12 protein-coding genes and 1 pseudogene are annotated in these 26,219 nt (G+C 73.5%); 9 read left to right on the top strand and 4 right to left on the bottom strand.

Features of this window, described 5'->3' with window-relative positions:
* The first annotated feature begins 23 nt into the window (after positions 1-23).
* From AB0D85_RS37085 to AB0D85_RS37095, 3 genes are all read left to right on the top strand, one after another.
* Positions 24-4,079, top strand: coding sequence for an amino acid adenylation domain-containing protein (locus tag AB0D85_RS37085; RefSeq protein ID WP_362330484.1), 4,056 nt, complete (start codon positions 24-26; stop codon positions 4,077-4,079).
* Positions 4,076-13,696 (top strand): amino acid adenylation domain-containing protein, encoded by a 9,621-nt coding sequence (locus AB0D85_RS37090; protein ID WP_362330253.1) that lies wholly within the window; start codon positions 4,076-4,078, stop codon positions 13,694-13,696. The genes AB0D85_RS37085 and AB0D85_RS37090 overlap by 4 nt, the downstream gene beginning before the upstream one ends.
* Positions 13,697-13,769: 73 nt before the next feature.
* Positions 13,770-14,648: a TauD/TfdA family dioxygenase gene (locus tag AB0D85_RS37095; RefSeq protein WP_362330256.1), complete on the top strand. Its 879-nt coding sequence runs from the start codon at positions 13,770-13,772 to the stop codon at positions 14,646-14,648.
* Positions 14,649-14,723: 75 nt separating this feature from the next.
* Here the strand turns inward: AB0D85_RS37095 and AB0D85_RS37100 are convergent, their stop codons facing one another.
* Complete coding sequence (locus AB0D85_RS37100; protein ID WP_362330259.1) at positions 14,724-15,044, bottom strand: trypco2 family protein; 321 nt, start codon at positions 15,042-15,044, stop codon at positions 14,724-14,726.
* A 91-nt stretch (positions 15,045-15,135) separates the two neighbouring features.
* Between AB0D85_RS37100 and AB0D85_RS37105 the strand changes: the two genes are divergently transcribed.
* The 5 genes from AB0D85_RS37105 to AB0D85_RS37125 all read left to right on the top strand — a co-directional run bounded on the left by AB0D85_RS37105 (position 15,136) and on the right by AB0D85_RS37125 (position 22,615).
* Entirely contained in the window at positions 15,136-16,473 is a 1,338-nt protein-coding gene (locus tag AB0D85_RS37105; protein WP_362330262.1) for a serine protease, read from the top strand.
* A 272-nt stretch (positions 16,474-16,745) separates the two neighbouring features.
* Positions 16,746-18,857 carry a tetratricopeptide repeat protein gene (locus tag AB0D85_RS37110; protein ID WP_362330487.1) on the top strand — a complete coding sequence of 704 codons (2,112 nt, stop codon included), beginning with the start codon at positions 16,746-16,748 and terminating at the stop codon, positions 18,855-18,857.
* An 82-nt stretch (positions 18,858-18,939) separates the two neighbouring features.
* The gene (locus AB0D85_RS37115) at positions 18,940-20,328 is read left to right on the top strand and encodes a hypothetical protein (protein WP_362330265.1); all 1,389 of its coding nucleotides are present in this window, start codon (positions 18,940-18,942) and stop codon (positions 20,326-20,328) included.
* A complete protein-coding gene (locus tag AB0D85_RS37120) occupies positions 20,325-21,356 on the top strand; it encodes a hypothetical protein (protein WP_362330268.1) in 1,032 nt (343 codons plus the stop codon). Before AB0D85_RS37115 ends, AB0D85_RS37120 begins: the two co-directional genes overlap by 4 nt.
* Positions 21,353-22,615: an ABC transporter substrate-binding protein gene (locus tag AB0D85_RS37125; RefSeq protein WP_362330271.1), complete on the top strand. Its 1,263-nt coding sequence runs from the start codon at positions 21,353-21,355 to the stop codon at positions 22,613-22,615. Before AB0D85_RS37120 ends, AB0D85_RS37125 begins: the two co-directional genes overlap by 4 nt.
* Before the next feature lie 19 nt (positions 22,616-22,634).
* Here AB0D85_RS37125 and AB0D85_RS37130 read toward each other — a convergent pair whose 3' ends face one another.
* From AB0D85_RS37130 to AB0D85_RS37140, 3 genes and pseudogenes are all read right to left on the bottom strand, one after another.
* Positions 22,635-22,844, bottom strand: coding sequence for a DUF397 domain-containing protein (locus AB0D85_RS37130; protein WP_362330274.1), 210 nt, complete (start codon positions 22,842-22,844; stop codon positions 22,635-22,637).
* Complete coding sequence (locus AB0D85_RS37135) at positions 22,826-23,668, bottom strand: helix-turn-helix transcriptional regulator (protein ID WP_362330490.1); 843 nt, start codon at positions 23,666-23,668, stop codon at positions 22,826-22,828. The genes AB0D85_RS37130 and AB0D85_RS37135 overlap by 19 nt, the downstream gene beginning before the upstream one ends.
* Before the next feature lie 63 nt (positions 23,669-23,731).
* Positions 23,732-24,799: pseudogene (locus AB0D85_RS37140) on the bottom strand (CapA family protein); the annotation flags it as partial.
* A gap of 404 nt (positions 24,800-25,203) precedes the next feature.
* On the opposite strand from AB0D85_RS37140, the gene AB0D85_RS37145 reads away from it, so the two are divergent.
* Positions 25,204-26,208, top strand: coding sequence for a sugar ABC transporter substrate-binding protein (locus AB0D85_RS37145; protein ID WP_362330277.1), 1,005 nt, complete (start codon positions 25,204-25,206; stop codon positions 26,206-26,208).
* Positions 26,209-26,219 lie beyond the last annotated feature (11 nt).

The raw sequence follows: 26,219 nt of genomic DNA on the forward strand, positions 1-26,219 counted from the left end.
GACAGGAAGGCCAGGCCTTGCCGGTGCAGAACACTCCCGACCCCGCCCCCGCGGATCCGGCCCACCACGTCAGGCCGGCGTCCTTCGCCCAGCAGCGGCTGTGGTTCCTGGCCCAGCTTCCGGGCGGGAACACCGCCTACAACGAGACCCTCGCCTTCCTCCTCGACGGCCCGCTTGACCGCGGCACCCTGGCCGCCGCCCTCGACGCCCTGACCGACCGGCACGAAACCCTGCGGACCAGGCTGGTGGCAGAGGCGGGCGGGGTGCACCAGCACATCGACCCGCCGGGCTCGGGCCACCCCCTGGACGTCGAGGACCTCACCGCCACCGCCGACCCCGGCACGCGCGTGGCCGTCGCACAACAGGAGGAGGCAGAGCGGGAGTTCGACCTGGCGGCCGGTCCGTTGTGGCACGGCCGGCTGCTCGCCCTCGGCACCGCACGCCATGTGCTGCTGCTGACGTTCCATCACAGCATCTACGACGGCGCGTCGATGAACGTGATGATGCGCGAAGTGGGGCTGCTGTACGAGGCGTTGTCGGCGGGCGTGCCGGACGGGCTGCCGGAGCTGCGGCTTCAGTACGCGGACTACGCGGACGCCCAGCGGGAGTCCGTGCTGGGCGGTGCCCTGGAGGCGCAAGAGGCTTACTGGAAGGGCGTGTTGGCCGACGCCCCGGCCATGCTCGAACTGCCCCTGGCGGGACCGCGGCCGGCGGAGCAGGGTTACGACGGCGGACGCGTCGGGTTCGAGCTGGACGCGGATGTCACGGCGGCCCTGCGCGGCCTGGCCCGGGAACACGGGGCCACCCTGTTCGTCGCCGTGCTGACGGGCTGGGCGATCCTGCTGTCCCGGCTGTCGGGGCAGCAGGACATCGTTGTCGGCAGCCCGGTCGCGGGCCGGCGCGGCCCCGGGACCGCTGGGCTGATCGGGTTCCTCGTCAACTCACTGCCGCTGCGCGTCGACCTGTCCGGTTCCCCGACCGCGGCGGAGGCCCTGGCCCGCACCCGGGCCGTGGTCCGTGCCGCCCTGGCCCACCAGGACCTGCCGTTCGAGCGCATCGTCGAGGTGGTGAACCCGCCGCGCAGCGCGGCCCACACCCCGCTGTTCCAGACCATGGTGGCCTGGGTCCCGGACCGGCACGACCTGCTGAAGCTGCCCGGTGTCGAGACCACGCCGGTGCCGATCGCCCACGCCCCGGCCAAGTTCGACCTCGCCCTGTCGGCGGCCGAGTCGGAGGGACGGGTCACCGGGCACCTCGACCACGCGACCGCGCTGGTGGACACCGCCACCGCCGAACGCTGGGCCGGACACCTCCGGCATCTCCTCACCGACATGGCCCGGCGCCCGCACCGTACGGTCGACACCCTGGAACTGATGGACCCACGCGAGCGGTTGGCGCTCATCGGCGCCGGTGACGCCACGCGGGAACGGCCGGAGGACGCGGCGCGGGAACGGCCCGTAAACCTCGCCCCCTCCGACGTCACGGCGAGCGCGCTGCGTGCGGCCTCCGGGCTCGCGGAGCTCTTCGAGGCCCGGGCCCGTGCGCACCCCACCGCCACCGCCGTCGCCGACCGCGACCACGCGCTCGACTACGAGACGCTCGACCGGCGCGCCAACCGGCTCGCGCACGCTCTCGTCGCCCGTGCCGTGCGCCCGGGTGACGTCGTCGGGCTCCACGCACGCCGCACCTGTGATCTGGCCGTCGGCGTCCTCGGGATCCTCAAGGCGGGTGCCGCCTACCTCCCGCTCGACCCCGGACAGCCCCGGGAACGCCTCACCGGCATGGTCGAGGACGCCGGGTGCCCCGTGGTGCTCAGCGACCACACCGACGAGGACCGGCCGCGGGACTGGCTCGGCATCGACACGGTCGAGGCCGAAGCCAAGGTTGAGGCCGCGGCAGCGGTCGAGGCGGCGGGCCGGGGGACGACCTGGGACCGGCCGCCGGCCGGGATCACGCGCACCCCGGACCAGTTGGCCTACGTGATCTTCACCTCCGGGTCCACCGGGCGGCCCAAGGGCGTCGCCGTCGAGCACCGCAGCGTCCTCAACCTCTTCGCGGCCTGGCACGACCGGATGGGCACCGCGCCCGGCGAGGCGGGCTCGGCCTGGTCCAGCATCGGCTTCGACGCCTCGGTCCACGAACTCCTGCTGCCCCTCACCACGGGCGGTGTGCTGCACATCGTCCCCGAGGAACTGCGCGGCGACCCGGAGGCGCTGTTCGCGTGGCTGCGCGAGCGGGAGATCGTCCAGGCGTTCCTGCCGCCCGCCTACGTCAAGTGGGTCGACGAGAGCCCCGCAGAACGGTTGCGCGGCCTTGCGCTGCGCAAGCTGCTCACCGGCGTGGAGTCCCTGACCGAGGCCGCGCTGCACCGGATGACGGAGCAACTGCCCGGCCTGCGCGTCTGCTTCGGCTACGGCCCCACCGAGGCGACCCTCTACAGCACCGCCCACTACGACCCGCGCCCGCTGGACCGCCCGTGCCCCATCGGCCGCCCGCTGCCCGGCACCCGCTGCTACGTCCTCGACGCCCGGATGCAGCCCGTACCACCCGGTGTCGTCGGGGAAATCCACCTCGGCGGGGCGGCCCTCGCCCGCGGCTACCTGGGCCGCCCCGACCTCACCGAGGAGCGCTTCCTGCCGGACCCGTTCGTGCCCGGCGCCCGCGTCTACCGCACCGGCGACCTCGCCCGCTGGGGCGACGACGGCCAGATCCACTACGCGGGGCGCGCCGACGACCAGGTGAAGCTGCGCGGCTTCCGTATCGAACCCGGCGAGATAGAGGCGGCGTTGACACGGCTGCCCGGCGTCCGCGAGGCCGTCGTCCTCGCCGACCACGACCGGGCGGGCCGGCCACGGCTGGTGGCCGCCGTCGGCCGGGGCGGCGCCGCGGCGCGCACGAGCGCCGACTGGCGCACGGCACTGGCCCGCCGGCTGCCGGACTACATGGTCCCGGCCGTCGTCCTCGACCTGGAGACCCTGCCGCTGGGCCGCAACGGCAAACTCGACCGCGCCGCCCTGCTGGGGCTGGTCCACGAGCAGACGTCCGGCCAGGTCAACACGGCCAGCCCGCGCGACCACGTCGAGCACGCCGTGTACCGGATCTGGCAGCGCATCCTGCTCCACCCCGCGATCGGCGTCGGCGACAACTTCTTCGACATCGGCGGCACTTCACTGTCCGCCATCAAGATGGCCCACGAGGTCGGTGAGACCTTCGGCCGCCGGCTGCCGGTCGCCGAGGTGATGGTGCGGCCGACGATCGAGGCGCTGGCCGCGCTGCTGCGCGAGGACGACACGGACCGCGCCCCGGGCAGCCTCGTGGAGTTCCGCCGGGGCACCGGCCCCCGGGTCGTCTGCGTCCACCCGGCCGGCGGCACCGCCTTCTGCTATCTGCCCCTCGCCGCCCGACTCCCCGAACACACCGGCCTGTACGGCATCCAGTCGCCCGGCGTGAACCCGGGAGAGGACATGCTGCCCACCGTGGAGGCGATGGCCGAGGCGTATCTGCGCCTCCTCGAACCGCTCGGCGAGGGCCCGCTCGTCCTGACCGGTCTCTCCTACGGCGGACTCGTCGCGCACGCGATGGGACGCCTCCTCGGCGCCGCCGGACGGGGCGACGTGAGCGTGGTCCTCCTCGACACCCAGGCGACCGACGACGCCGAGGCCCGCGCGGCGATCACCGCCGTCGACGCGGACGAGTTCCGCGACAAACTCGTGAGGTTCAACGGGATGTACCCCGGCATCGACGACGCCCAGGTGGACCGCTACTTCCGGATCTACAACCACAACCGGCTCACCGCGCGCGAGCATGTCCCGGCCGCCTCCCCGGCCCGGCTGATCCTCGCCCAGGCCGTACCGGACGGCACCGACACCCCCTTCCACGCCGAGGTGCGCGCCTTCTGGCAGCGGCGCGCACAGGGCGAGTTCCGGGTCGAGACGATGGAATGCGACCACTGGGAGATCCTGGAGGGCGCCGAGACCGCCCGGGTCGTCGCGCTGCTCGCCGCCGAACTCGCCCATCACGAAGGCCAGTCGGCACGCGGGGTGCGTCCCGTTGCCGTACCGGCGGGAGAGGCGCGATGACCGACCGCACCGCACCCTCGACCCTGGCCGGGGCCGTACTCGCCCAGGCCCGCCGGACGCCCTCCGCCGTCGCCGTCGAGGACGGCACCCGTCTCCTCGACTACGCGGAACTCGACCTGCTCAGCGGCCGGGTGGCCGCACGGCTGCGCGAACGGGGCGTGGGCGCCGGGCAGTCCGTCGCCGTCTGCCTGCCCCGCTCCTGGCGACTCGTGTGCGTGATGCTCGGCATCCGCCGCGCCGGAGCCACCGTCGTCCCGCTCGACCGGCTCAGCCCGCCGGACCGGCAGCGCCACATCCTCGACGACTCCGGCGCCGTCGCGGTCGTCCATGACGGTACGACCGAGCATGCCCACGGAATCGACGCCGACCTGCTCCTCGACCCGGCCGCGACACCCTCGTCGGTCACGGCACCGGCCGGCGACGACACCACGGCGTTCGTCTTCTACACCTCCGGCAGCACCGGCCGTCCCAAGGGCGTCGAGGTCACCGACGCGGGCATACTGCGGCTGGCCCGGCCCGGCTGGCTCGACCCGCGGCCCGGCGCCCGCTTCGCCTGCCTGTCCAACCCGGCCTTCGACGCGCTGAGTTTCGAGGTCTGGGTCCCGCTGCTCACCGGCGGGACCTGCGTCGTACTGGACGACGCGCAGGTGCACAGCCCGCACCGGTTGGCGGCCGTGCTGCGCGAACGCCGCGTCGACACCCTGTTCATCACGGTGGCGCTCTTCAACGCGGTCGTGGACAAGGTCCCCGGCTGCTTCGCCGGCACCGCCCAGGTCCTCGTCGGCGGCGAGCGGCTCGACCCGCGCGCGATACGCGCCTGGTACGACGCCAACCCGGGCTCCGCCACCGTCCTCCACAACGTGTACGGGCCGACGGAGGCGACGACGTTCGCCCTGTGCCATCCGATCCCGCGGGACTTCGACGGCGACTCGGTCCCGATCGGTACCGCGCTGCCGGGTACCGGACTGCTGCTGCGCACCCCGGACGGGCGCTCGGCGGAGGACGACGAGGTGGCCGAACTCCTGCTCTCCGGCCCGGCGTTGGCGCGCGGCTACCGCAACCTGCCGGAACTGACCGAGCGTTGTTTCGTCCGGCTGGACGACGAGAGCGGCCCCCCGCAGCGCTGGTACCGGACCGGTGACCTGGTACGCCGGGACGCCGACGGACGTGTGCTCTACGTCGGACGCGCCGACCGGCAGGTCAAGGTGCGCGGTTTCCGTATCGAACCCGGCGAGGTGGAACAGCAGATCCTGGCCCTCCCCGCCGTCCGCCACGCCCATGTCTGCACCCGGCGCGACACGGCCGACCGCAACGAACTGCTGGCCTTCCTGGTCATCGGCAGCGGCGGTCTCTCCTTCGCCGACTACGAACGTCATCTCGCCGCCACGCTGCCGTCGTACATGCGCCCCCACCACACCCACCTCGTCGCGGAACTCCCGCTGACCGCCAACGGCAAGGTCGACCGGGCCGCACTGCTGCGCGACGCGGGTACGCCGTGGCGGGGCAACCGCGAGGACGCCGTTCCCGTCGGCACCGGGCAGCGACCGGTCCTCGATCTCGCGGCGGAGATCCTCGGCGTCGGCGTACTGCGCCCCGACGACCGCTGGATCCCGAACGGCGGGGACTCGCTCAAGGCGCTGCGGTTCCGCTTCGAGATCCTGGAGCGGTACGGCGTCGACCTCCCCCAGGATCTCGTGCTGCGGGCGGACTTCGCCGCTCTCGCGGACGCCGTCCGCACCGCCCCGGCCGACTGCCGTCCGCCCGTGCCGCCCGCGCCGGACGTCACGACCGCGCCGGCCACCAGCGAACAGGAACGCCTCTGGCTGCTGCACCGGCGCGACCCCGACGACCGCTCCTACGACGTCCCGCTCGTCTTCCGGGTCCGGGGCACCGTCGACCCGCGGGCGCTGCGCCGGGCGCTGCGCTCGCTGGTGGAACGGCACCCCGCCCTGCGCACCCGACTGGTCCCCGCCCCGGACGGCCTGCTCCAGCGGACCGAGGCACCGTACGATCCCTGGCAGTCGCTCGACCCCCGCGAGGGGGAACCCTGGCAGGAGACGGCCGACCGCTTCTTCGCCCACCGTTTCGACCTGACCGAGCCCCGGATGCTGCGGGCCGCCTGGGCGGAGCGGGCCGACGGCGGTCTGCTGCTTCTGCATCTGCACCACGCGGCCGTGGACGGCTGGTCGCTCAACCTCCTCTTCCGCGACCTCACCGACGCCTACGCGGGCGACACCGGGCGTCCGGCCCCGGTCACCGGTCCGCTCGACCTCGCCCGCTGGCAGCGCGACTGGCGCGCGACGCCTGACTACGAACGCCACCGCACCCGGCTGCGCGACCACTACGCCGACGGGGTGGAACCGTCACCCGCCCTGCCGATCCCCGTGACCGAGACCGAGCCCGAGACCACGCCCTCGTCCTCGGCCCGGCCGCGGGCGAGGCTGCTGCGCACCTCCCTCGACCGGGTCCGCCGTACCGCGCTGGACCGGCGCGCCGCGGAACTGGGCCTGACCAGGTTCCAGTTGCTGGTGTCGGCGTTCGGCGTCTGTCTGTACGGCGTGACCGGGCAGGCCCGGCCCCTGGTCGCGGCCCCCGTGGCGAACCGGCCGCGTCCCGAGTTCGCCGACAGCGTCGGCATGTTCGCGAACACCGTGCTCCTCGACCTCGCCGTACGGCCCGACGACTCCCTGCGCGCCCATCTGACGGCGCACGCCGAGACCGTGCGCCGGGTGCTGGAGGGGCAGGAGGTCCTTCTCGCCGATGTCCTCGCCGATCCGGCGTTCCGCGGGCGCACACCCCTCTTCGACTACTTGTTCGTCCTGGAGAACACCGAGTTCTCCGCGCTGCGCCTGCCGGGCTGCGCGGTCGAACCCCGGTGGCCCGAGGCCACGGGGGCCAAGTGCGCCCTGACGCTGTCGGTGGTGGAGCACGAGTCCGGCTTCGACTGCCTCTGGGAGTACCGCGACGACTTCGGCGCCGAACGCGCGGAAGCCGCGGCCCTGTTGTTCCGGCGGGCGCTGGACCGGCTGACGGACGACGGAGGCGGTGACGGCGAAGGTGACGACGAGGGTGACGGCGAGGGTCGCGGTTCCCTGCGCGAACTCGTCGCCGCCCACCGCGAGTCGGCGACCGTGCACGGCACCGCCCTGGAACCGGACTTCACCACGGTCGCCGAGGGCTTCGCCCGCCAGGTGGCCCGTACTCCGGACGCACCCGCCGTCACCCTCGGCGGGACCACCCTCACCTACGCCGAACTCGACGCCCAGGCCAATGAGTTGGCGTCCCTCATGAGAGTGCCCGAGGATCCCGCCGCCCCGGCGTCCGTGGCCCTCCACCTCAAGCCGTCGGTCGAGCACGTCGTGGCCCTGCTCGCGGCGGCCCGGCTCAACCTGACCGTCGTCCCCCTCGACCCCGCCTACCCGCCGGCCCTGCTGCGCCATGTGCTGGAGCACGCGGCCCCGCTGTGCGTGCTGGCCGGGGCCCACGACCTCGACGTCCTGGCCGCGATCGCGCCGCCGGACCTGCCCCGGCACGTCGTCACCCTCGCCGCCGCACCCACCGCCCCGCCGGTGCCGTACCGGCACCGCGGACTCCGGCCGCTCTACACGCTGTTCACCTCGGGCTCCACCGGCACCCCCAAGGGCGTCCAGGTCCCCGACCGGACCCTGTGCAACCTGCTCGGCTGGCAGCGTGCCGAGGGAGGCCTGGAACGGCCCGCCGTCACCCAGCAGTTCTCCATGCTCTCCTTCGACGTCTCCTTCCAGGAGATCCTGACCACCCTGTGCTCCGGCGGCGAACTGCGCCTGGTGAGACCGGCCTGGCGGCAGGACATGCCCACACTGCTCCGGCAGTTGGAGACCGGTGGCGCGGAGCGGATCTTCCTGCCGTACGTGGCGCTGCAGCTGCTCGCCGAACACGGGGTGCGCACCGGGGTGTTCCCGTCCCGGCTGCGCGATGTCGTCACGGCAGGCGAGCAGTTGGTGTGCACGGACGCGATCCGGCGCTGGTTCGCGGGGCTGCCGGACGGCGCCCGGCTGTTCAACCACTACGGTCCGACCGAGACCCATGTCGTCAGCGGTCTGTGCCTCGAAGGCGACCCGGCGGCCTGGCCGGAGCGTCCGGCGATCGGGCGCCCGGTGGCGGGAGCCGTCCTGCGGGTGGTCGACGAGGGCGGTCTGCCCGTCCCGCCGGGGGTGACGGGCGATCTACTCATCGGCGGTCGTATGGCGGGCCGTTGCTACCTCGGCGACCCCGCCGTGCACCGGGACCGGTTCGCCGACGATCCCGGGCTGGGGGTTCTCTACCGCACCGGGGACCGTGCCCGCTTCGACGAGCGGGGGCTGCTGCACTACGCGGGACGCGACGACGGGCAGGTCAAGCTCGGCGGACACCGTCTGGAACTGGGCCAGGTCGAGGCCGCGTTGCTCGGGTGCCCGGGGGTGGTCAGCGCGGTCGCGGGGGTGCTGGACGACCGGCTGGTCGCCGTTCTCCAGTGCCGGGGGGAGGATCCCGACCCGGCGGACCTGACCCGGCGGCTGGCGCGGCTGCTGCCCGCCTACGTCCGTGTCGCCCGCTTCCGCCTCGTGACGGACCTGCCACGCACCCCCAGCGGCAAGCTGGACCGCCGGGCGGCACTCACGGCACCGGGGCGGGAGCTGCGGCCGGGGCGGGAGACCGGGCCGGGTGGCCGGGTGGACGCCGGGGTGTCGTCGCTCGAACGGCGGCTGACCGATCTGTTCCGGGCGGCGACCGGGCGGAGCGTCGCCGTGGACGAGCGGTTCTTCGACGCCGGGGCCACCAGCCTGGACCTGATGCGCTTCCAGCTCAGATGCGCGGGCGAGGGCGATCTCCCCTTCTCCGTACCGGACTTGTTCGAGCACGTCACGCTGCGCGCCCTGGCCCGGCTGGTGACGAACGACGGCACCGCCCGCGCCACACCGGCCCTGCCGCCCCTGCCGCCCCTGCCGGAGGAGCGGCGGGCCGACGGACTCGTCGCCGTCGTCGGTATGGCCGTGCGGCTGCCGGGCGCGCCCGATCTGGCCGCGTTCTGGGACCTGGTCGTCTCCGGCCGGCGCGGCATCGAGCACTTCACCACGGCCGACGGCCGGGTCGGCGCCCGCAGTCAGCCGGCGGGGCTGCTCGACTTCGACCCGGGCCGGTTCACGATCAGCCCGCACGAGGCCCGGCTGATGGACCCCCAGCAGCGCCACCTGCTGATGAACTGCGCCGAAGCCCTCGCCCACGCCGGAATCGGCGACCCTGCGCGGCTGCGGGTCGGGCTGGTCGCCTCCTGCGGCGAGAACACCTACTTCCAGCGCATGCTCCGCGACGGCGACCCGGACCTGCTGCCCGACGCCTTCCGGCTCGCCCTGCACCACGAGAAGGACTTCCTGGCCACCAAGGCCGCCTACCATCTCGGGCTCACCGGACCGGCGTTCACCCTCCAGTCCGCCTGCTCCAGCTCGCTGGCCGGGGTGCACATCGCCGCCGGGATGCTGCGGCAGGGCGACGCGGACGTGATGCTCGTCGGCGGGGTCCTCGTCGACACCGAGCTGACCGACGGCTACACCTACCGGCCGCAGCACATCTTCTCCCCCGACGGGCACTGCCGACCCTTCAGCGCGGACGCCGAGGGCACCGTGGGCGCGAGCGGCACGGGCGTGGTCGTCCTCAAGCCGCTGGCCGCGGCCCGCCGGGACGGCGACACCGTGTACGCCGTGGTCACCGGCTCGGGGCTCAACAACGACGGTTCCGGCAAGCTCGGTTACAGCGCCCCGTCCCTGCCCGGGCAGCGGGGTGCGATCCGCGCGGCCCTGGACCGGAGCGGTCGTACGGGCGCCGACGTCGGGTACGTCGAGGCGCACGGCACCGGCACCCGGCTCGGGGACCCGGTCGAGGCGGCCGCGCTGCGGCAGGCGTACGGGCTGACGGCGGACGCGCGGGTGGCGTTGTCGTCGGTGAAGAGCCAGATCGGGCACCTGGGTGCGGCGGCGGGTGTCGTCGGTCTGGTGCGGGCGGTGCTCGCCGTGCACCACGGGGTCGTTCCGCCGACGGCCGACTTCGACCGGCTCAACCCGGAGATCGACGACGGCCCGTTCCGGATCCCGGTCGCCGCCGAGCCCTGGCCTGACGGGCGGACCAGGGTGGCCGGGGTGAGCAGCTTCGGCATCGGCGGCACCAACGCGCACGTACTGGTGGAGCAACCGGCCCCGGTACCGGACCGGGTCCCGGTGGAGCCGCTGCCGTGCCTGGTGCTGTCCGGCGCCTCCGAGGCCGCGGTGCGCGCGGACGCGCGCCGTATCGCCGACTACCTGTCGGCCCGGCCCGAGACCTACCCCCAGGTGCTGCGCCACCTCCAGACCGGCCGCCCCGCCCTCCCCCACCGCGCGGCGGCAGCCTGCCCCGACGCCACTGCCGCCGTCGCGTGGCTGCGAGCCCTGCCGACCGTCATGGCATCCCCGGCTCAGGACACATCGGCGGTCGAGGCCGAGGCATGGGTGGTCGAAGACCGGACACCGGCGGTCGCCGCCGATGCGCCGACCGTCGAGGCCGAGCCACCGGCGGTCAAGGCCGAGGCACCGGCACTCCAGGACCAGGCACCAGCGGTCGTAGGCGATGCTCCGGCGGTCGCGGCCCGTGATCCGCGTGCCCTCGCCGAGGCATGGGCGGCCGGCCGTACCGTCGTATGGCCGGACGGCCCGGCGCCCGCGCCCTGGGACTTCCCGCCGCCCGCCTTCGACTCGGCCGCGTACGACTTTCCCCGCGTCCCCGAGGAGCGGCCCGGCATCTCCCGGCTGCCTGCCGCGCAGTGGCTGCACCAGCCCCTGTGGACGCGGACGCGCCGCGCCCGCACCGGCGCCGCGGTGTCCCGCCGTACCGCCGTGGTCGTCATCGGCCCCGGGCAGGACGGCGAGAGCTGGCGGTTCCTGGAACGCCACTACGCCCGGGTGGTGACCGTACGCGCCGGACAGGGCCTGACCCGTCTCGGCGACGACCGCTACGAGGCCGATGCCGCCGACCCCGGGCAACTCACCGCCCTGCTCGACCGTCTGACCGGTGCGGGCGAGCCGCCCGTCGACTGGCTGCACGCGCTCCCGCTCACCCTCGACGGCAGCCCCACCGTGTCCGCGCTGGAGACAGCGGAATGGGCCTGCCTCGACACGGTCGCCGCCCTCGCCCTGGCCCTCGCCGACCGCCCGGAGCCGGACCGCCCCCGCACCTGGCTGCTGTCCCAGCGGGCGCAGCCGGTCACCGGGACCGTCGACACCCCCGAGGCCGGTCTGCTCACCGCGGCCCTCGAAGTCCCCCGGCAGGAACTGGGCGTCACCCTGCGCTGGGCCGACCTGCCCGGCCCGCACCCGGCCGCCTGGGCCGCCCACCTCCCCGACCTGCTCCTCGACGACACGACCGCCGCCACCGCCACGACCGCCGACCGGGCGACGGCGCTGCGCGACGGCTTCTGGTGGCACCGCGCCACCCTGCCGGTCCCCGCCGGCGAGGCACCGCGGCCCGCCACCCCGCCCGGCACCCATCTGATCCTCGGCGGCACGGGCGGCATCGGCGGCACGCTGGCCGCGAGCCTTCTCCGGCACCCCGGCAACCGGGTCGTCCTGGTCGCCCGTAGCACCGAAGTGCCCGCCGCGCTACGGGCGTTCGGCGGGCGCGTCACCCTGGTCACGGCCGACCTGGCGGCCGAGGAGCCGACCGCGGTCGCGGACCGGCTGGCCCCGCTGCTCGACGGTCTCGCCGGCATCGTGCACGCCGTCGGCACCGCCGCGGGCGGGCTGCTGGCCCGGCGCGAACCGGCCGCCGCCCGCCGCACCACGGCGGCGAAGCTGCGCGGCGCCCTGCTCGTCGAGCTGCTCGTCGCCGAGCACGCCCCCGACCACGTCCTGTACTGCTCCTCGATGGCGGCGGGATTCGGCGGGGTCGGCCAGTTCGACTACGCGGCCGCGAACGCCTGCCTCGACGCCTACGCCCACCACGCCGGGCCCGGCGGCGACGGCACCGTCCGGATGAGCGTCGGCTGGGACGCGTGGCGGGGGGTCGGCATGGCCCAGGACCACGCGGACGGTGCGGACGCCCGGCACCGGGAACACCTCACCGTGGCGCTCACCCCCGAGGAGGGCACGGCCGTCTTCGAACGGGCGCTGCGGCTCCAACTGCCGTACCTGATGGTCAGCACCACGGACCTGACGGCCGCGCGCGCCTTCTACGAACCGGGCGCCGGCGAGGAACTCCCGGCCCGCGTACAGGGGCAGGGCGACCCCGGCGCGGAGATCGGCGAGCTGCTCCGGGCCCTCCTCGGCGTGGACACCGTCGACCCCGAGGCCCCGCTGTACGACCTGGGCGCGGACTCGCTGACGCTGCTGGAACTCCTCGACGAGATCAAACGCCGTCACGGCACGGACATCGAACTCTCCCGGCTGAGCCACCGGGTGACCCTGACGGAGATCCTCGGCCACGTCGGCGGCGCCCGCACGTACGGCGAGGTGGATGCCCCGGGCGGCACGACGGCCGTCCCGTACGGCCCTGTGGACGTCGAGGTGTGGCAGCGCGGTGCCGGGGCGGACGTGCTGTGCCTGGTGCATCCGGTCGGTGGGGACGTCCAGGCCTACCGGCCGCTGGTGTCGGCCCTGCCCGACGACCTCACCGTCTGTCTGATCGCCGACCCGGGCCTGCGCGACCCCGGGCTGCCGCACCGCTCGATCGACGAGCGCGCCGGGCACTACCTCGCCGCCGTACGCCGGGTGTTCCCGGAACCCGAACGGCGACTGCGGCTCGCCGGCTGGTCGTTCGGGGCGTGGACGGCGCTGTCGATGGCCGCGCTCGCGGAGGCGGAGGGACGGCCGGTGACCGCACTCCATCTCCTCGACCCGCCCCCGCCCGGGGCCGGGCAGCGCCTCGCCGGTTACGACGAGGAGCAGATCCGGGCCGTCTTCGCCCGCGAGTTGAGCGGCGTCGGCCCCAACCGGCACACCTCCCGCCTCACGGAAGAGATGGAACAAACAGAACAAGGCGGGAACACCACCGGCTCCCGCACCGACCCCGGCCGTGCCTACGCCGAGCGGCTCGCGCGCTGCTGCCGGGCCAACCTCGCGGCCATGGCCGGGCACCGGCTGCCGCGGCTGCGCCGGACGCCCACCGCCGTATGGCTCGCGACGCGCCCTGTGGAGGAGGCCACGCTCGCGCCCGAACCGACCGCCCCCGGTGCCTGGGACGCCCATCTGCCCTCGCCGTACCGGCTGCACCACGTCGACGCCGACCACTACGAGATCGTCGCCGAGCCCCAGGTCCGGAAGATCGCGTCCGCTCTCGCAGAACCGCCCGCCGGGGAAACCACCGCCACCCACACCGAGGCCCCGCCCGACGTCCTCCCCGGAACCCCGCCCGCGACCCGCACCGAGAACCCGTCCGACGCCCACGCCCAGGCCCCGGCCACCACCCACACCGAAACCTCGCCCGCGGCCCGTACCGAGACCCCGTTGGACGCCCTCCCCGGCACCCCGTCCGCGCCCCGCACCAAAACCCCCTCCGACGCCCGCACCAAAACCCCGTCCGACGCCCTCCCCGGAACCCCGTCCCCCACCCCGCCCCAGCCCGCCGGACGGATCTGAGGAGGAGAGGAGGGGAACGCCCGTGCAGCATCCGTAAGTTCGCCCGTCCCGTCGTATGCCAAGGAGGTCCCTCATGGAGGACTACGCACTGCGCGCCGTCGAGCGGCTCACCACCCGCCCCGCCGAGCCCTACGACACCCTCTCCGTCGCCCCCATCACCCCGGTGCTGGGCGCCGAGGTCACCGGCCTCGACCTCTCCCGTGAGCTGACGCCCCAGCAGGAGAAGGAGCTCAAGCACGCGTTCCACACCCATCACGTCCTGGTCTTCCGCGACCAGGACCTGACCCCCGAGGAACACAAGCGGTTCGCGGGCGTCTTCGGCGAACTGCACCCCGTGGCCCTCCCGGCCGAGGGATCCGACCCGCACATCCTGGAGATCAAGGCGGACAAAGACTCCAGGGCCGTCGCCGGCAACGGCTGGCACTCCGACGGCACCGCCGACGCCGAGCCCTCCCTCGGCTCCATGCTGTACATCACCACGATCCCGGAGGGCGGCAGCGGCGGCGACACCCTGTTCGCCAACATGCACCTCGCCTACGAGCTGCTCTCACCCGCCCTGCGCGGCTTCCTGGACGGCCTGACCGCCCTCCACGACGGCGCGAAGCCGTGGACGGACGCCGGGCTGACCCCGCCGCCCGAGTACGACGTGCCGCGCACCGAACAGCCGGTCGTGGTCCGCCATCCGGAGAACGGCCGCAAGCTTCTGTTCGTCAACGCCCCCTACACCTCGCACATCACGCAGCTGTCGCGCGCCGAGAGCGACGCCCTGCTGGCGATGCTGTACGCGCACATGGCCCGGACGCCGCTGCTGCACTGCCGGGTCCGCTGGCAGGAGCGCACCCTGGTGTTCTGGGACAACCGCAGCGTCCAGCACCACGCCGTGTGGGACTACTTCCCGCACACCCGGGAGGGCCGCCGCGTGGCGATCGACGGCACGAGCCTGCACGCCTGACCGGGGACCGGGGCACCTGGCCGAGGGCTCCTCACCGTACTGACGGCACCGCGGCGGTGACCTCGGCGTGTTCTCCTAGCCCCGCGCCAGCGGGCCGTCGTCCTCGCGGCTCACCTCGTGGTGGCGGCCGTCGGGGCGGGGCAGGGGCTTGAGGTCGACCTGGATGCGGTGCGTGGAGTCGTGGCTCACCGAGCCGCCCAGCCGGGCCTCGACCACGCCCAGCCGCAGTCCCGCCCCGGCCTCGCCGGCCCGGTGGAACTGCACCGAGAACTCCAGGCTGACCTGCTCCACGCTGAACCGCCAGTCGCTCTGGGCGCCTTCGGCCTGGGCTCTGGCCAGTTCCGCACGCACCGTGCCGATGGCCTCCGCGAGACCGATCGGTTCCGGATCCCCCATGTCAACACACCGCCGGATTCCGTTGATTGACCGACCAAACCCGGTCACAAGTCTAGGGGCGCACCATGCCTCGCGCGTAGTGTGAGACAGCATGGGGGAATTGCGTGCGGACTGGAGACTCAGGCTGCGACGCGAGGACGCGCACGGCCCCATCTGCGGGGCCGGGGTACTCGTCGACCAGCACACGGCACTGACCTGCGCACATGTGGTGCGGCACCCGGACGCCGTCATATGGCTGGAGTTCGCCGAGAACGGCGCGCTCGAACCGGTCGCCGCGCGGGTCATGCCCGGCGGCTGGCTGCGCGAGGGCGAACACGGCGAGGACGTCGCCGTGTTACGACTGGACAGCCCGCGCCCGCAGGCCCGCCCCGCCCCGCTGGAACCCCGGCTCAGGGCCGGCACGGAGGTGTACGCGACCGGGTACGCGGAGGGCTTCGACGACGGTATGAGCCTGTGGGGCCGCATCGGCGGCGCCAGCGGCGAGCGGGTGCAACTGGACGCCGTCACCAGGGCGGAGGTGGTGCGCGCCGGGTTCAGCGGCGCCGCCGTGTGCACCCGGCCGCGGGACGGGCGTCCCACCCGGGTGGTCGGTCTCGTCGTCAGCTGGCGCGGTGACCTGGGCGAGCTGCTGCCGGAGGACAACCGGCTCGCCTTCTCGTATCTGGTGCCCGTCGACCGCATCGCCGAACTCTCCCCGGTCATCAAAGAGTTGAGTAGTCCGGACGCCTGGGACCACGGTTTCGAGGAGCGGTTGACCCGGTGGTTCGACGACCCGGACGAGGACGAGGACCCGGTGAAGATCACCGTGGTGCCCCCGGGCAGCGGCAAGGACCGCTCGCTGCGCCATCTGCTGCACCGCGCCGACGTCGTCCACCGCGGCGGCGACAGCAGACCGCACCTCGCCGACCACGCCCTGGTCAAGGGCTCCTTCCCGGTGGGCGAGTACCTGGCGTACTGGGACTGGCTGCTCGGCACCGGGCGGCGGCCCGCGCAGGCGGCCGACCTCACGCCGGTACGGCCCGCACGGCCCGTGACGGTCGTCGTCGACGGCCTCGACGAGGAACCCCGGCCGGGACCGCTGATCGAACTCCTCATCCGGTTAAGAGAGTTGGGGTTCCGGCTGCTGCTCGTCTTCCGTCACGAGGGCGGCACGGGCTGGACGGCGGCGCGCGACGAACTGCTGCGGCCCGGACTGCTGGGCCACTCGGACGCGCTGATCGGCAGGCTGGTGCGCGCGGAGTTCGGCAACGCGGTCCGCCGTGGCGTCGTCGGCAGCGCCTCCCTCGGTTCCGTCACCGAGACGGCCGACCTGCGCCGGGCCGAGCGCCGTCTCGTCGGCGCCGTAGCGGACCCGCAGCACCAACTCGGCGCACTGCGCGACCTGATCCGGACCCTGCGCGCCGACCTGGGCCGCCAGGAGCGCCGGTGACCGGGCCGGCCGGGCAGGGGCAGGGGCAGGGGCACGGCGGGAGCTTGACCGCCTGCCCGCACCGGCGCTTCGGCGGAGCCCCGTGCGACGGTTCCGTACTGCCCACCGGCTGGTGCGACCGATGCGGTCGCGCCGAGCACCATCCGGGGCTGCCGTCCCTGCCCGCGGACCCCCGGGACCTCGGCCCGCACGACCTCCTCGCGCTCCCCGAGAGGGTGCCCCGCCCCGCCCAGGACCGCCTCATCCATCCCGGGGCACCGCTGCGCATCCGCATGGGTTGCTCGGCCGCCGACTGCGGCATCACCTTCGCCGCGCCCTTCGTCGAGGGGCCGGTGCCCCCCAAGGGGTACTGTCCGGCCTGCGGGGAGCGCTACTCGTACGAGCCCGAACTCACCGAGGGCGAGCTGCTGCGCGACCAGTACAAGATCATGGGCCCCATCGCGCACGGCGGCCAGGGCTGGGTCTACCTCGCCGAGGACACCCATCTCGGGGACGTGGTCGCCGTCAAGGGGCTGCTCAACCGGTACGAGCGCGACGGCGCCCGGCTGGCCGACGTCGAGCGCCGCAACCTCGTCGCCATCCGCCACCCCCGTATCGTCCAGATCCGCGACTTCGTCGCCCGCGGCGACGGCACCGGTGAGATCACCGGCGGCTACATCGTCATGGACGACGTCGGCGACGGCACCCTCGCGAAGGTCGTCGAGGAGACCCGGCGGGGGGCGTCGGTCCTCGACATCGAGCATGTCGCGGCGTACGGCTGCCAGATCCTGGAGGCCCTCGTCCATCTGCACGCCGGCGGCGAACGGGTCTTCGTCTACGGCGACATGAAGCCCTCGAACGTCGTGCACCACGGGGACGGCGTCAAGGTCATCGACCTCGGCGGCATGCGCGAGGAGGGGCAGAGCGAGCCGCCCGCCCATGTCACCACCGAGTACATGGCACCCGAGACCGCGTTCTCGGGCCTGCCCACGGTCGCCCACGACCTGCACACCGTCGGTGTCACCCTGCGGGAGCTGGCCGGCTGGGCCGTCGACGAGGTGCCCGGCCTCGGCGCCGACTCCTTCCGCCGGGTCGTCGAACGCGCCGTCCGGGACGACCCCGGGCGGCGGTTCGCCGACGCGCGCGAGATGGCCGGCCAACTGCGCGGCGCGCTGCGGGAGATCCGTGCCCTGCGCGGCAAGAGCGATCCGCCCGAGCCCTCCGACTACTTCCGGCCGTCCCCGCAGCTGCTCGGCGCCCGGCTCGGCACGGTGCCGGACATCGGGCACTGGCTGGACCGGCCCCGCCGCGACCGGTACGAGCCGCCGCTGGCCCCGGCCCTCGACCTGGGCGCCCCCACCCCCACCGAGATCGCCGGCTGTCTGCCCGTACCGAGGCGGTATCCGGGCGACCCGCAGACCGCGCGGTTCGAGGTGAGCAGCGGCTACGACCCCGGACAACTCCTCGACCAGGAGGACGAGAAGCCGCGCTCGGTGGAGATCTGCCTGCACAACGTGCGTGTCCTGCTGGGCCGGAACACCGGCGAGGACCTCGAACTGGCCCAGGCGGAGCTGGACACCGCCGACTCCGTCCCCGGGCCGTCGGCCGTGCGCCGGTGGCGGCTGGAGTGGCACCGCGCCCTGCTCGCGCTGCGCAGCGCCGGCCTCGACGGCAACCAGCAGCAGGTCGCCGAGGCCAGGAACCACTTCACGCAGGTCCATCTCGAACTCCCCGGCGAGTACGCGCCCAAGCTGGCCCTCGCCTACTGCGGGGAGCGGCTCGGCGACGCCGGGTCCGGGCCCACCGCCAAGGAGTTGTACGAGGCGGTGTTCGCCCGCAATCCCGCGCACGGCGGCGCCGCCCTGGGCCTGGCCAGGCTCGCGCTGCGCGCGGGCGACCGGCGGGCGGCCCTCGACGTGCTGGGCCGGGTGGGGCCCGGCACCCTGGACCACACCGTCGCCCGGATCGCCTCCGTGCGCATCCGCGCGGCCCGGCTGCCCGGGGACGTCGATCCTCCCCCGGACTCCGTCCGGGGGGACCCCCGTCTCGGTTCGCTCGCCGCGCCCGCCGAGGTCGACGCGGCGCTGGCCGAACTGCCCGGCCTGGTGGGCCGCGGACCGGGCGCGGGCGAGCCGAGCCTGTCCGAGGAGGAGGCGCTGCGACTCCGTACCGAGCTGCACGAATGGAAACTGGACGCGCTGCACCACCTCAACGACGGGTCCGGGCCCGCGGGCGGCCGGCTCGACGCCCGCCGGCTGAGACACCTGACCGCGCCGGAGCGCGAGCTGCGCAGCCGGATGGAGTCGCTCTACCGGCAACTGGCCGCCCGTCACCGGGAGTCGGCCGCCACCCACGAACACCTCGTGGACCTCCTGCACGCGGTACGGCCGCAGACCCTGATCTGACCGCACGGAACGGGCCTCCGGCCGAACCGCACCGACCACGCGGTGCGCACGGCGACGAAGGGAAGGAGCGGTGACGTAGGACATGAGCAGCCACACCCGGCCGCCGCAGCCGGGCATCCGACTGCATGTCGACCTCGACGGCGATCTGCGCCCGCACCGCAGCGCGAAGATCGAGGCCCATCTGCAGGTCGACGTGGCCGCCGACGGCGCCCCCACCGATCTGCCCGCGGTCGAACTCGCCGTGATCATCGCGGTGGACGTCGCCGAGGCCAACCGGGCGGCCGTCCGGCACGCCCTGCCGGCCGCGCTGCGGGCGCTGCCCGACCGGATCTCCTTCGCCGTGCTGGGCAGCGGACCCGCCCCGGTCCGCTGCTATCCGCACGGCGCCGACGAGTGGGCCGTCGCCGACCAGCACCAGCGGCGCCGGGCCGCCTTCGGCGCGGGCGCGCTCCCGCTGCACCGGGACGGTCCGCGGCCCGCCGGGTACGCCGCCTGGGCGGCCGGGGTACGGGCCCTGTTCGCCGGCCGGCCCCTGTCCGTGCAGCATCTGGTGCTGATCACCGACGGCAGCAGCGCGGCCGGGGAGTCCCGGCTTGAGGAGGAACTGGACGCCTGCGCCGGGCAGTTCACCTGCGATGTGTTCGCGGTGGGCGCCGACTGGACCCCGGACCCGCTGCTGACCCTCGCCGAACGGCTGCACGGCACCGCCCAGTTCGTGGACGAGGGCCTGGGCCGGGCGATCACCGACGCCATCGCGCGGCTGCGCCGGGTGCACACGCCCCAGCTGCCGATCGAGGTGACCCTGCGGCCCTCCGTACGACAGGTCTCGCTCAGCGAGAAGGCACCCCGGCCGCACCGACTCGGCGGGCTGCCCCAGCCCGGCCGGCCGCACCGCTGGAGCTTTCCCACCTACCAGTGGGAACAGGGCAGACGCGACTATCTGCTCACCCTGGTCGCCGACGCCGACGACGATCCGCTGGAGACCGAGCTGCAGTTCGCCATGGTCTCCATCGGTGACGTCCACGCGCCCGTCGTGGCCCGCTGGCACCTCCCCGACCAGTCCGCGCCGCCCGCCCGGGAGGGCGCCGACAGCGTGCGCAGCCTCAACGCCGCGGCCCGGATGCGCGGTGCCCTGCGCGAGGGGCTCGCCGCGCTCCAGGAGCAGCGCCGGGACACCGCCGAGGACCGGCTGGGGCTGGCCGCCCGGCTCGCGGCGCGGTTCGGCACGAGCTGGGTGCTGGACGAGATCCGTACCGTCGCCGACATCGACGACGCGGCCGCCGGACGGATCCGGCTGCGCGCCGTCGACGCCGGCACCCTAGGCCCCATGATCCTGCGCGCCGGGTCGCATCCCGGCGCGCCGCTGCCCGACGCGGTCGACGCACCGCCGGGCCCGCGCTGCGGCAACTGCGGCCGCCGGGCCGGGAGCGAGGCCCGGCACTGCATCGTCTGCGGGGAGAAGCTGCTGTGACGACCGTACGCATCGCCTGGATCGCCTCCTTACGGCGGTACTCCCCCGCCGCCCTCTGGCGCCGGCGGCTGGCCCCCTGGCGGACCCGCCGACTGCTTGAGACGCACCTGCTGGTGCTGTTCCTGTGCGCGGCCGTCGCCTCGACCGCCCTGTTCCTCTCCTACCGGCAGACCCAGCGCGGCGCCGATGCCCTCGCCGCCCGCGAGGCGCCAGCCGTGCAGAGGCTCGCCGGCACCCGGCTGGCGGCGGTCCGTGCCGACCAGGAGGCCCATGCCCTGGTGGAGATGCACCTGGTCGACGTGGCGGGTTCGGGCGAGAGCTACCGGTCCCAGCTCTCCGCCGCCGACCAGGGCCTGTCCCGGATCGCCGACCGCACCGACCAGGACCTCGGCACGGTCATGGGTCTGCTGAACACCTACAGCACCTCGCTCAACCTCGGTACGTCCCTGTACCGCGACCAGCCCCTGATGCGGGAGCAGAAGCTCGACGAGGCGGACTCGCTGCTCACCCGGGACGCGGTGGGGCTCGCACCCCGTCTGAACGAACTGCAGAAGACCCAGATGCGGCACGCCAGGGTCACGGCCGCCATGGGGCGGTGGCAGCAGGCCGGGTGGTGGGTCGCCGAACTCGCCCTGGCCGCCCTGGCCTTGACCCTGCTCTCGGCGCTGTTCGTGCTGCGTGACCGCTGCGGCCGCGACTGGAACCCGTACCTGCTCGCGGCCCTCGTCCTCACCGTGCTGCTCGCGGTGTTCCCGCTGCTGACGACGTCCGCCGTCGAGGACCGTCTCGACGGGGCGCTCGGGGACCTCCAGCAGATCACCGACCTGTCCCGGCGGACCGGCACGGGGCTGGTCGAGGCGCAGCAGAGCGTCACCGGGAAGTCGGAGGAGGTCCGGCAGCGGCTGGACGACGGCGCCTGGACCGACCGGGTGTACCTGGCCACGGTCGTCGGCGGCCTGCTGGTCGTCGTACTGCCCGCGCTGGGGCTCGGTCTCCGGCTCGACAGCGACTACTGGAGGCGGCGGTGACCCGGCGGTTCAAGGTTCTGGTCGTGCTCGTGGTCATGGCGCTGATCGCGGCCGGCGGCATGGTGGTGGCCTGGGCGCGGCACGACGACGGGGAGCCGGTGACCATCCTCGGCACCTGGACCGGCGACCAGGCCGACCAGTTCGAGGAGTTGCTGCGGGGCTTCGGCATCCCCTTCCGCTACCAGGGCACCGCGGCCCAGCACGAGGTGCTGCTCTCCGAGGTCCAGTCGGGAGAACCGCCGGACATCGTGATCATGCCGGGCATCGGTGAACTCGCCGAGTACGCCGACCAGGACCGCCTCAAGCCGCTGAACGACCTCTACGATCCGGCGCAGTACGGCGCCCCGTGGAACGCGACCGGCACGAACTCCTCGTCCGTGTACTGGGTCCCGGTCAAGGCGGACCTGAAGAGCATCGTCTGGTACCGGCAGGGCGAGAAGCCCGCCGACTCGCCCGCGCCGCTGCGGAGTTGGTGCATCGGCATGGGCGACGACGGCGCCTCCGGCTGGCCCGGCACGGACTGGATCGAGGATCTCGTGCTGCAGCACGCGGGACCGGCCGTCTACGAGAAGTGGGCGCTGGGCACGGACACGGCACAGTGGTGGCGGAGCACTCCGGTGCGGTCCGCCTGGGAGGCGTGGGCCAAGCTGCTCGGGCAGGACCGGACGGCGGCCAGGCACGCCCTGCTCACCGACCACCGCGGCTCTCCGAAGAGCCACGGGCTGCTGTTCGACGGCTGGGGCGGGTGCAGCCTGGAGCACCAGGGCTCCTTCGCCCGCGCCTTCTACCAGTCGGACGCGCGGCACGCGGACCTGCTGGACTCCGCCCCGCTGCTGCCCGGCGGCGGCCCGGTCCGGGCCCACGAGGTCACCGGCGACTTCGCCGCGCTGTTCAGCAGCAACTCCCGGGCCAGGGCGCTGATCCGGAAACTGGCCTCGAAGGAGGGCCAGCAGAAATGGGCCCGCCTCAGCGTCTTCTCCGCGAACCGCCAGGTGACCTCGCAGAACAGCGCGATCGACCGCGAGATCTCCGAACGGCTCCGCACGGGCCCGCGCTGCCTGGACGCCTCGGACGTCATGGCACCCGCCGTACGCGACGCCTTCTACGCGGCCGTCCTCCAGACCATCGCCAGGGTCGCCGCCGACCAGAACCCCGGCATCCCGCGCCTCCTCCAGGACGTACAGCGGGTACAGGACGCCCAGTCCACGCAGGGCACCACCGGCAGAGCGGCTCCGCGGACGGTGTGCAGCACACGGTGAGCGCCTCGGGTACGGCCGGTCAGGCGCTCAACTCCCCGCCTTTCACGGCGGAAACAAAGGCCGACCATCCCTCGGCCGCGAACGTGATCGCGGGACCGTGCGGGTTCTTGCTGTCGCGAACGGGGACGAGGGTGGCGAAGTCGTGGGACACCTCCACGCACGCGCCACCGTCCTGGTTGCTGTAGCTGCTCCTGCGCCACGAAGCAGCCTTCAGGTCGACGATTCGCAAGGTACCTCCTCCAACGTGCGCAGGATGTACTTCCGCGACTCGGCTGGGGACAACGCCAGGTCGCGCACTGAATCGTACGCCTTCTGCAGGCGCACAACCGGCGCGGATTCTTTGATCAGTTCGCCCCTGTAGCCGTTCTCCGTGTAGGCCACCGTCCGGCCGTCCGGCAGCAGCAGGTACCACAGGTCGAAGCCCATCAGCGTGTGCAGACCAGCACTGTTCGGCAGCACGTGGACGGTCACGTTCTCACGCTCCGCCATCTCCAGGAGGTGTTCCAGTTGGGCGCCCCACTCCCCCGCGGCTCGCAGCGGTGTCCGCAGAACGGCCTCCGAGAGAATGGTCCGGAACGACGGCGTCTCCGCCCCCTCCAACAACTCCCGCCGACCCATGCGCGCTTCGACCTGCTGTTCCAGTTCCTCACCCTTGAGGCCACCCGCTGCCAGCAGTTCCCGCGCATACCCCGGCGTCTGGAGCAGGCCCGGCAGCACGCTCACCGCGAAGTGCCACAGGCTGACCGCCTCGCCCTCCAGCGCCATGTACTCCCGGTACTGCTCGCGGAACTGCGTCTTGTCCGCCCGCGCCAGCTCCCACAACGCCAGCAACAACCCCGGCGCCCCGTAATAGTCGTCCAGTGCCTGGACGACCTCGGGACCTCCCAGGGTCTCCCCCTTCTCCATCTTCCCGAACAACGAGCAGTCCCAGCCCAGGCGTTCGCCCAGCTGCCGCAGGCTGACCCCCTTCTGTGCCCGCAACTCCCTCAGCTCCTCCGCGAACCGCTGGCGCGGCTCCTGGCTGCGGCCCGTCGCGAATCGCCGCTGCGGCATGGCGACACCCCTCCGTCTCCGTAACTCTCCCGCTACGCAGCGTAGTACGCCGTCGGCCTCCAGGGTGATGCGTACGCCGTGGCTGATCCGGTCGAGGGTGTGGCGCAGCCAGCCGCGGTCCTCGGCGGAGGCGCGTTCCAGCCGCAGCCGCCGGACCTGGAACGGCACCATCCGCAGGTCGGTGAGCCGGCCCGTGTCCGCGGCCAGGGTGACGAGGTGGGCGAGGCGGAGGTCGTCGCGGTACTCCTCGTAGCCGGTGATGCCCTCGTAGTCGTCGATGAAGTCGCCGCAGCCGTAGAGGATCAGCCGGTCCCGGTACAGCTCGACGGGGCGCGGATGGTGACAGGAGTGGCCGTGGACGACGTCCGCACCGCCGTCCACGAGGGCGTGCGCGAAGCGGACCTGGCTGCGGGGGACGAGGTAGCCCCAGTTGGAGCCCCAGTGGATGGACACGACCACGAGATCGGCGGCGCCCCGTGCCCGGCGCACGGCCGTGACCGCCTCCGCCGCCGACGAGGCCGACAGTTCGGGAACGTAGGCGACACCCGACCGGGTCCTGGTCGCCGCCCAGTCGGCCGGGATGCCGCTGGAGCCCGCCCCCAGGGCGAAGACCAGTAGGCGGCGGCCGTCGCGGAGGGGGACCGTGGCGGGCGCGTACGCCTCCGGGGCGTCGCGTCCGGCGCCCGCCGTTCGCAGTCCCGCACGGTGCAGGGAGTCGAGCGTCTCCGTCAGGCCGGAGCGGCCGAAGTCGAGCACGTGGTTGTTGGCCAGGACGCAGACGTCGGGCCGGGCCACGGTGAGTGCGGGGAGGTTGTCCGGGTGCATGCGGTAGTGGACCGCCTTCCCGGGAGCGAACGCGTCGCTGCGCGTCACGGAGGTCTCCAGGTTCAGGACTCTCGCGTCCGGCGCGGTCCGCTCCAGCAGCCGCAGCGCCTCACCCCAGGGCCAGCCCGGGGGGACGGGAGCGGGAATCGGGCCGCCCGCCGACTCCGCGAGGCGGACGTAGGAGCGGGCGTCCCCGCCGCCGTCCTCCCGCAGCGCCGGATCACCGGGCCGCTTGAGGATCTGGTCGACACCGCGCCCGAGCATCACGTCCCCGCACAGGAACAGCGTCACCGTGCCGTCGCCCATACCCCCACAGTACGGAGCCGAGAGCGGTCTCCGGGATTTGTTGGAACGTCATGACAAAGTGATTGACATCCCCTGAGGGCGACCCCATAGTACGTGTCACTAGAGCGCGCTAATAAAGCGCTCTAGCACATGAACAAGCCGTCGACGGTCGCACCCCTTGGCCGTCGGCACGGAGCTCCATTCCCGTCCGTGCGAGGCACCCGGTCGGCCACCGGTGCCACAGCCCCCACCGCCGGCGGTCCACCGCTCGCGCCGTGGCGAGGGCGGCAGCAATGCCATGACTCGTCGACCGTCACCCCCGGCGCCGGACCGCCCGCTCACCCTCCCCGTCTTCCCCTCCCGCCATTTCCAGCTCGTTCCGCTCCCCAGAGCCGATCCAGACCGCACAGCGAGGTGCAAGGGACATGCACAGAAACCACCGAGCCGCCGCCCTGGCCGCCACCGTTCTCGCGGGCGCCCTGCTCGCCACGGGCTGCTCCAGCAGCTCCGGCGGCAAGAAGTCCGAGGACAGCGGCGCGGCCGCGTCCGCCGGCAAGGCGTCCACGCCCCGCATGACGGTGGCCATGATCACCCACGCCCAGCCCGGCGACACTTTCTGGGACCTGATCCGCAAGGGAGCCGCCGCGGCGGCCGCCAAGGACAACATCAAGCTGGTCTACTCCGCCGACCCGAGCGCCGCCAACCAGGCCAACCTGGTGCAGAACGCGATCGACCAGAAGGTCGACGGCATCGCCCTGACCGCCGCCACGCCCGACGCGCTGAAGTCCGTCATCGGCAAGGCCGAGGCCGCCGGCATCCCCGTCGTCGGCTTCAACTCCGGTGTGGACGCCTGGAAGAAGCTCGGCATGCTCGAGTACTTCGGCCAGGACGAGACCATCGCGGGCCAGGCCTTCGGCGAGCGCCTCAACAAGCTCGGCGCCAAGCACGCACTCTGTGTCGTGCAGGCCCAGGGCCAGGTCGCTCTGGAAGCCCGCTGCGCGGGTCTGACCAAGGGCTTCAAGGGCAAGACCGACAAGATCTACGTCAACGGCACCGACATGCCCTCGGTGAAGTCCACCATCACCGCAAAGCTGCAGCAGGACTCCTCGATCGACCAGGTCGTCACCCTCGGCGCCCCGATCGCCCTGACCGCCATCCAGTCCGTCAAGGACGCCGGCAGCAAGGCCAAGGTCGCCACCTTCGACCTCAACAAGGACCTGGTCTCTGCCATTCAGGACGGCTCGGTCGAGTTCGCGGTGGACCAGCAGCCGTACCTCCAGGGCTACCTCGCGGTCGACTCCCTGTGGCTCTACAAGAACAACGGCAACTACAGCGGCGGCGGCGCGGCCCCCGTCCTGACCGGCCCCGCGTTCGTCACCAAGGACAACGCCGACACGATCGCCAAGTTCGCCGCCAACGGCACCCGCTGACGGTCGGTCAG

The sequence above is a fragment of the Streptomyces sp. NPDC048277 genome (assembly GCF_040652235.1).
In the GTDB taxonomy this organism is placed as follows: domain Bacteria; phylum Actinomycetota; class Actinomycetes; order Streptomycetales; family Streptomycetaceae; genus Streptomyces.

Bases quoted from the DNA above. Each gene is read 5' to 3' on its own strand.
- AB0D85_RS37090 (WP_362330253.1), top strand. From the start codon at position 4,076: ATGACCGACCGCACCGCACCCTCGACCCTGGCCGGGGCCGTACTCGCC.
- AB0D85_RS37095 (WP_362330256.1), top strand. From the start codon at position 13,770: ATGGAGGACTACGCACTGCGCGCCGTCGAGCGGCTCACCACCCGCCCC.
- AB0D85_RS37100 (WP_362330259.1), bottom strand. From the start codon at position 15,044: ATGGGGGATCCGGAACCGATCGGTCTCGCGGAGGCCATCGGCACGGTG.
- AB0D85_RS37105 (WP_362330262.1), top strand. From the start codon at position 15,136: ATGGGGGAATTGCGTGCGGACTGGAGACTCAGGCTGCGACGCGAGGAC.
- AB0D85_RS37110 (WP_362330487.1), top strand. From the start codon at position 16,746: ATGGGTTGCTCGGCCGCCGACTGCGGCATCACCTTCGCCGCGCCCTTC.
- AB0D85_RS37115 (WP_362330265.1), top strand. From the start codon at position 18,940: ATGAGCAGCCACACCCGGCCGCCGCAGCCGGGCATCCGACTGCATGTC.
- AB0D85_RS37135 (WP_362330490.1), bottom strand. From the start codon at position 23,668: ATGCCGCAGCGGCGATTCGCGACGGGCCGCAGCCAGGAGCCGCGCCAG.
- AB0D85_RS37145 (WP_362330277.1), top strand. From the start codon at position 25,204: ATGCACAGAAACCACCGAGCCGCCGCCCTGGCCGCCACCGTTCTCGCG.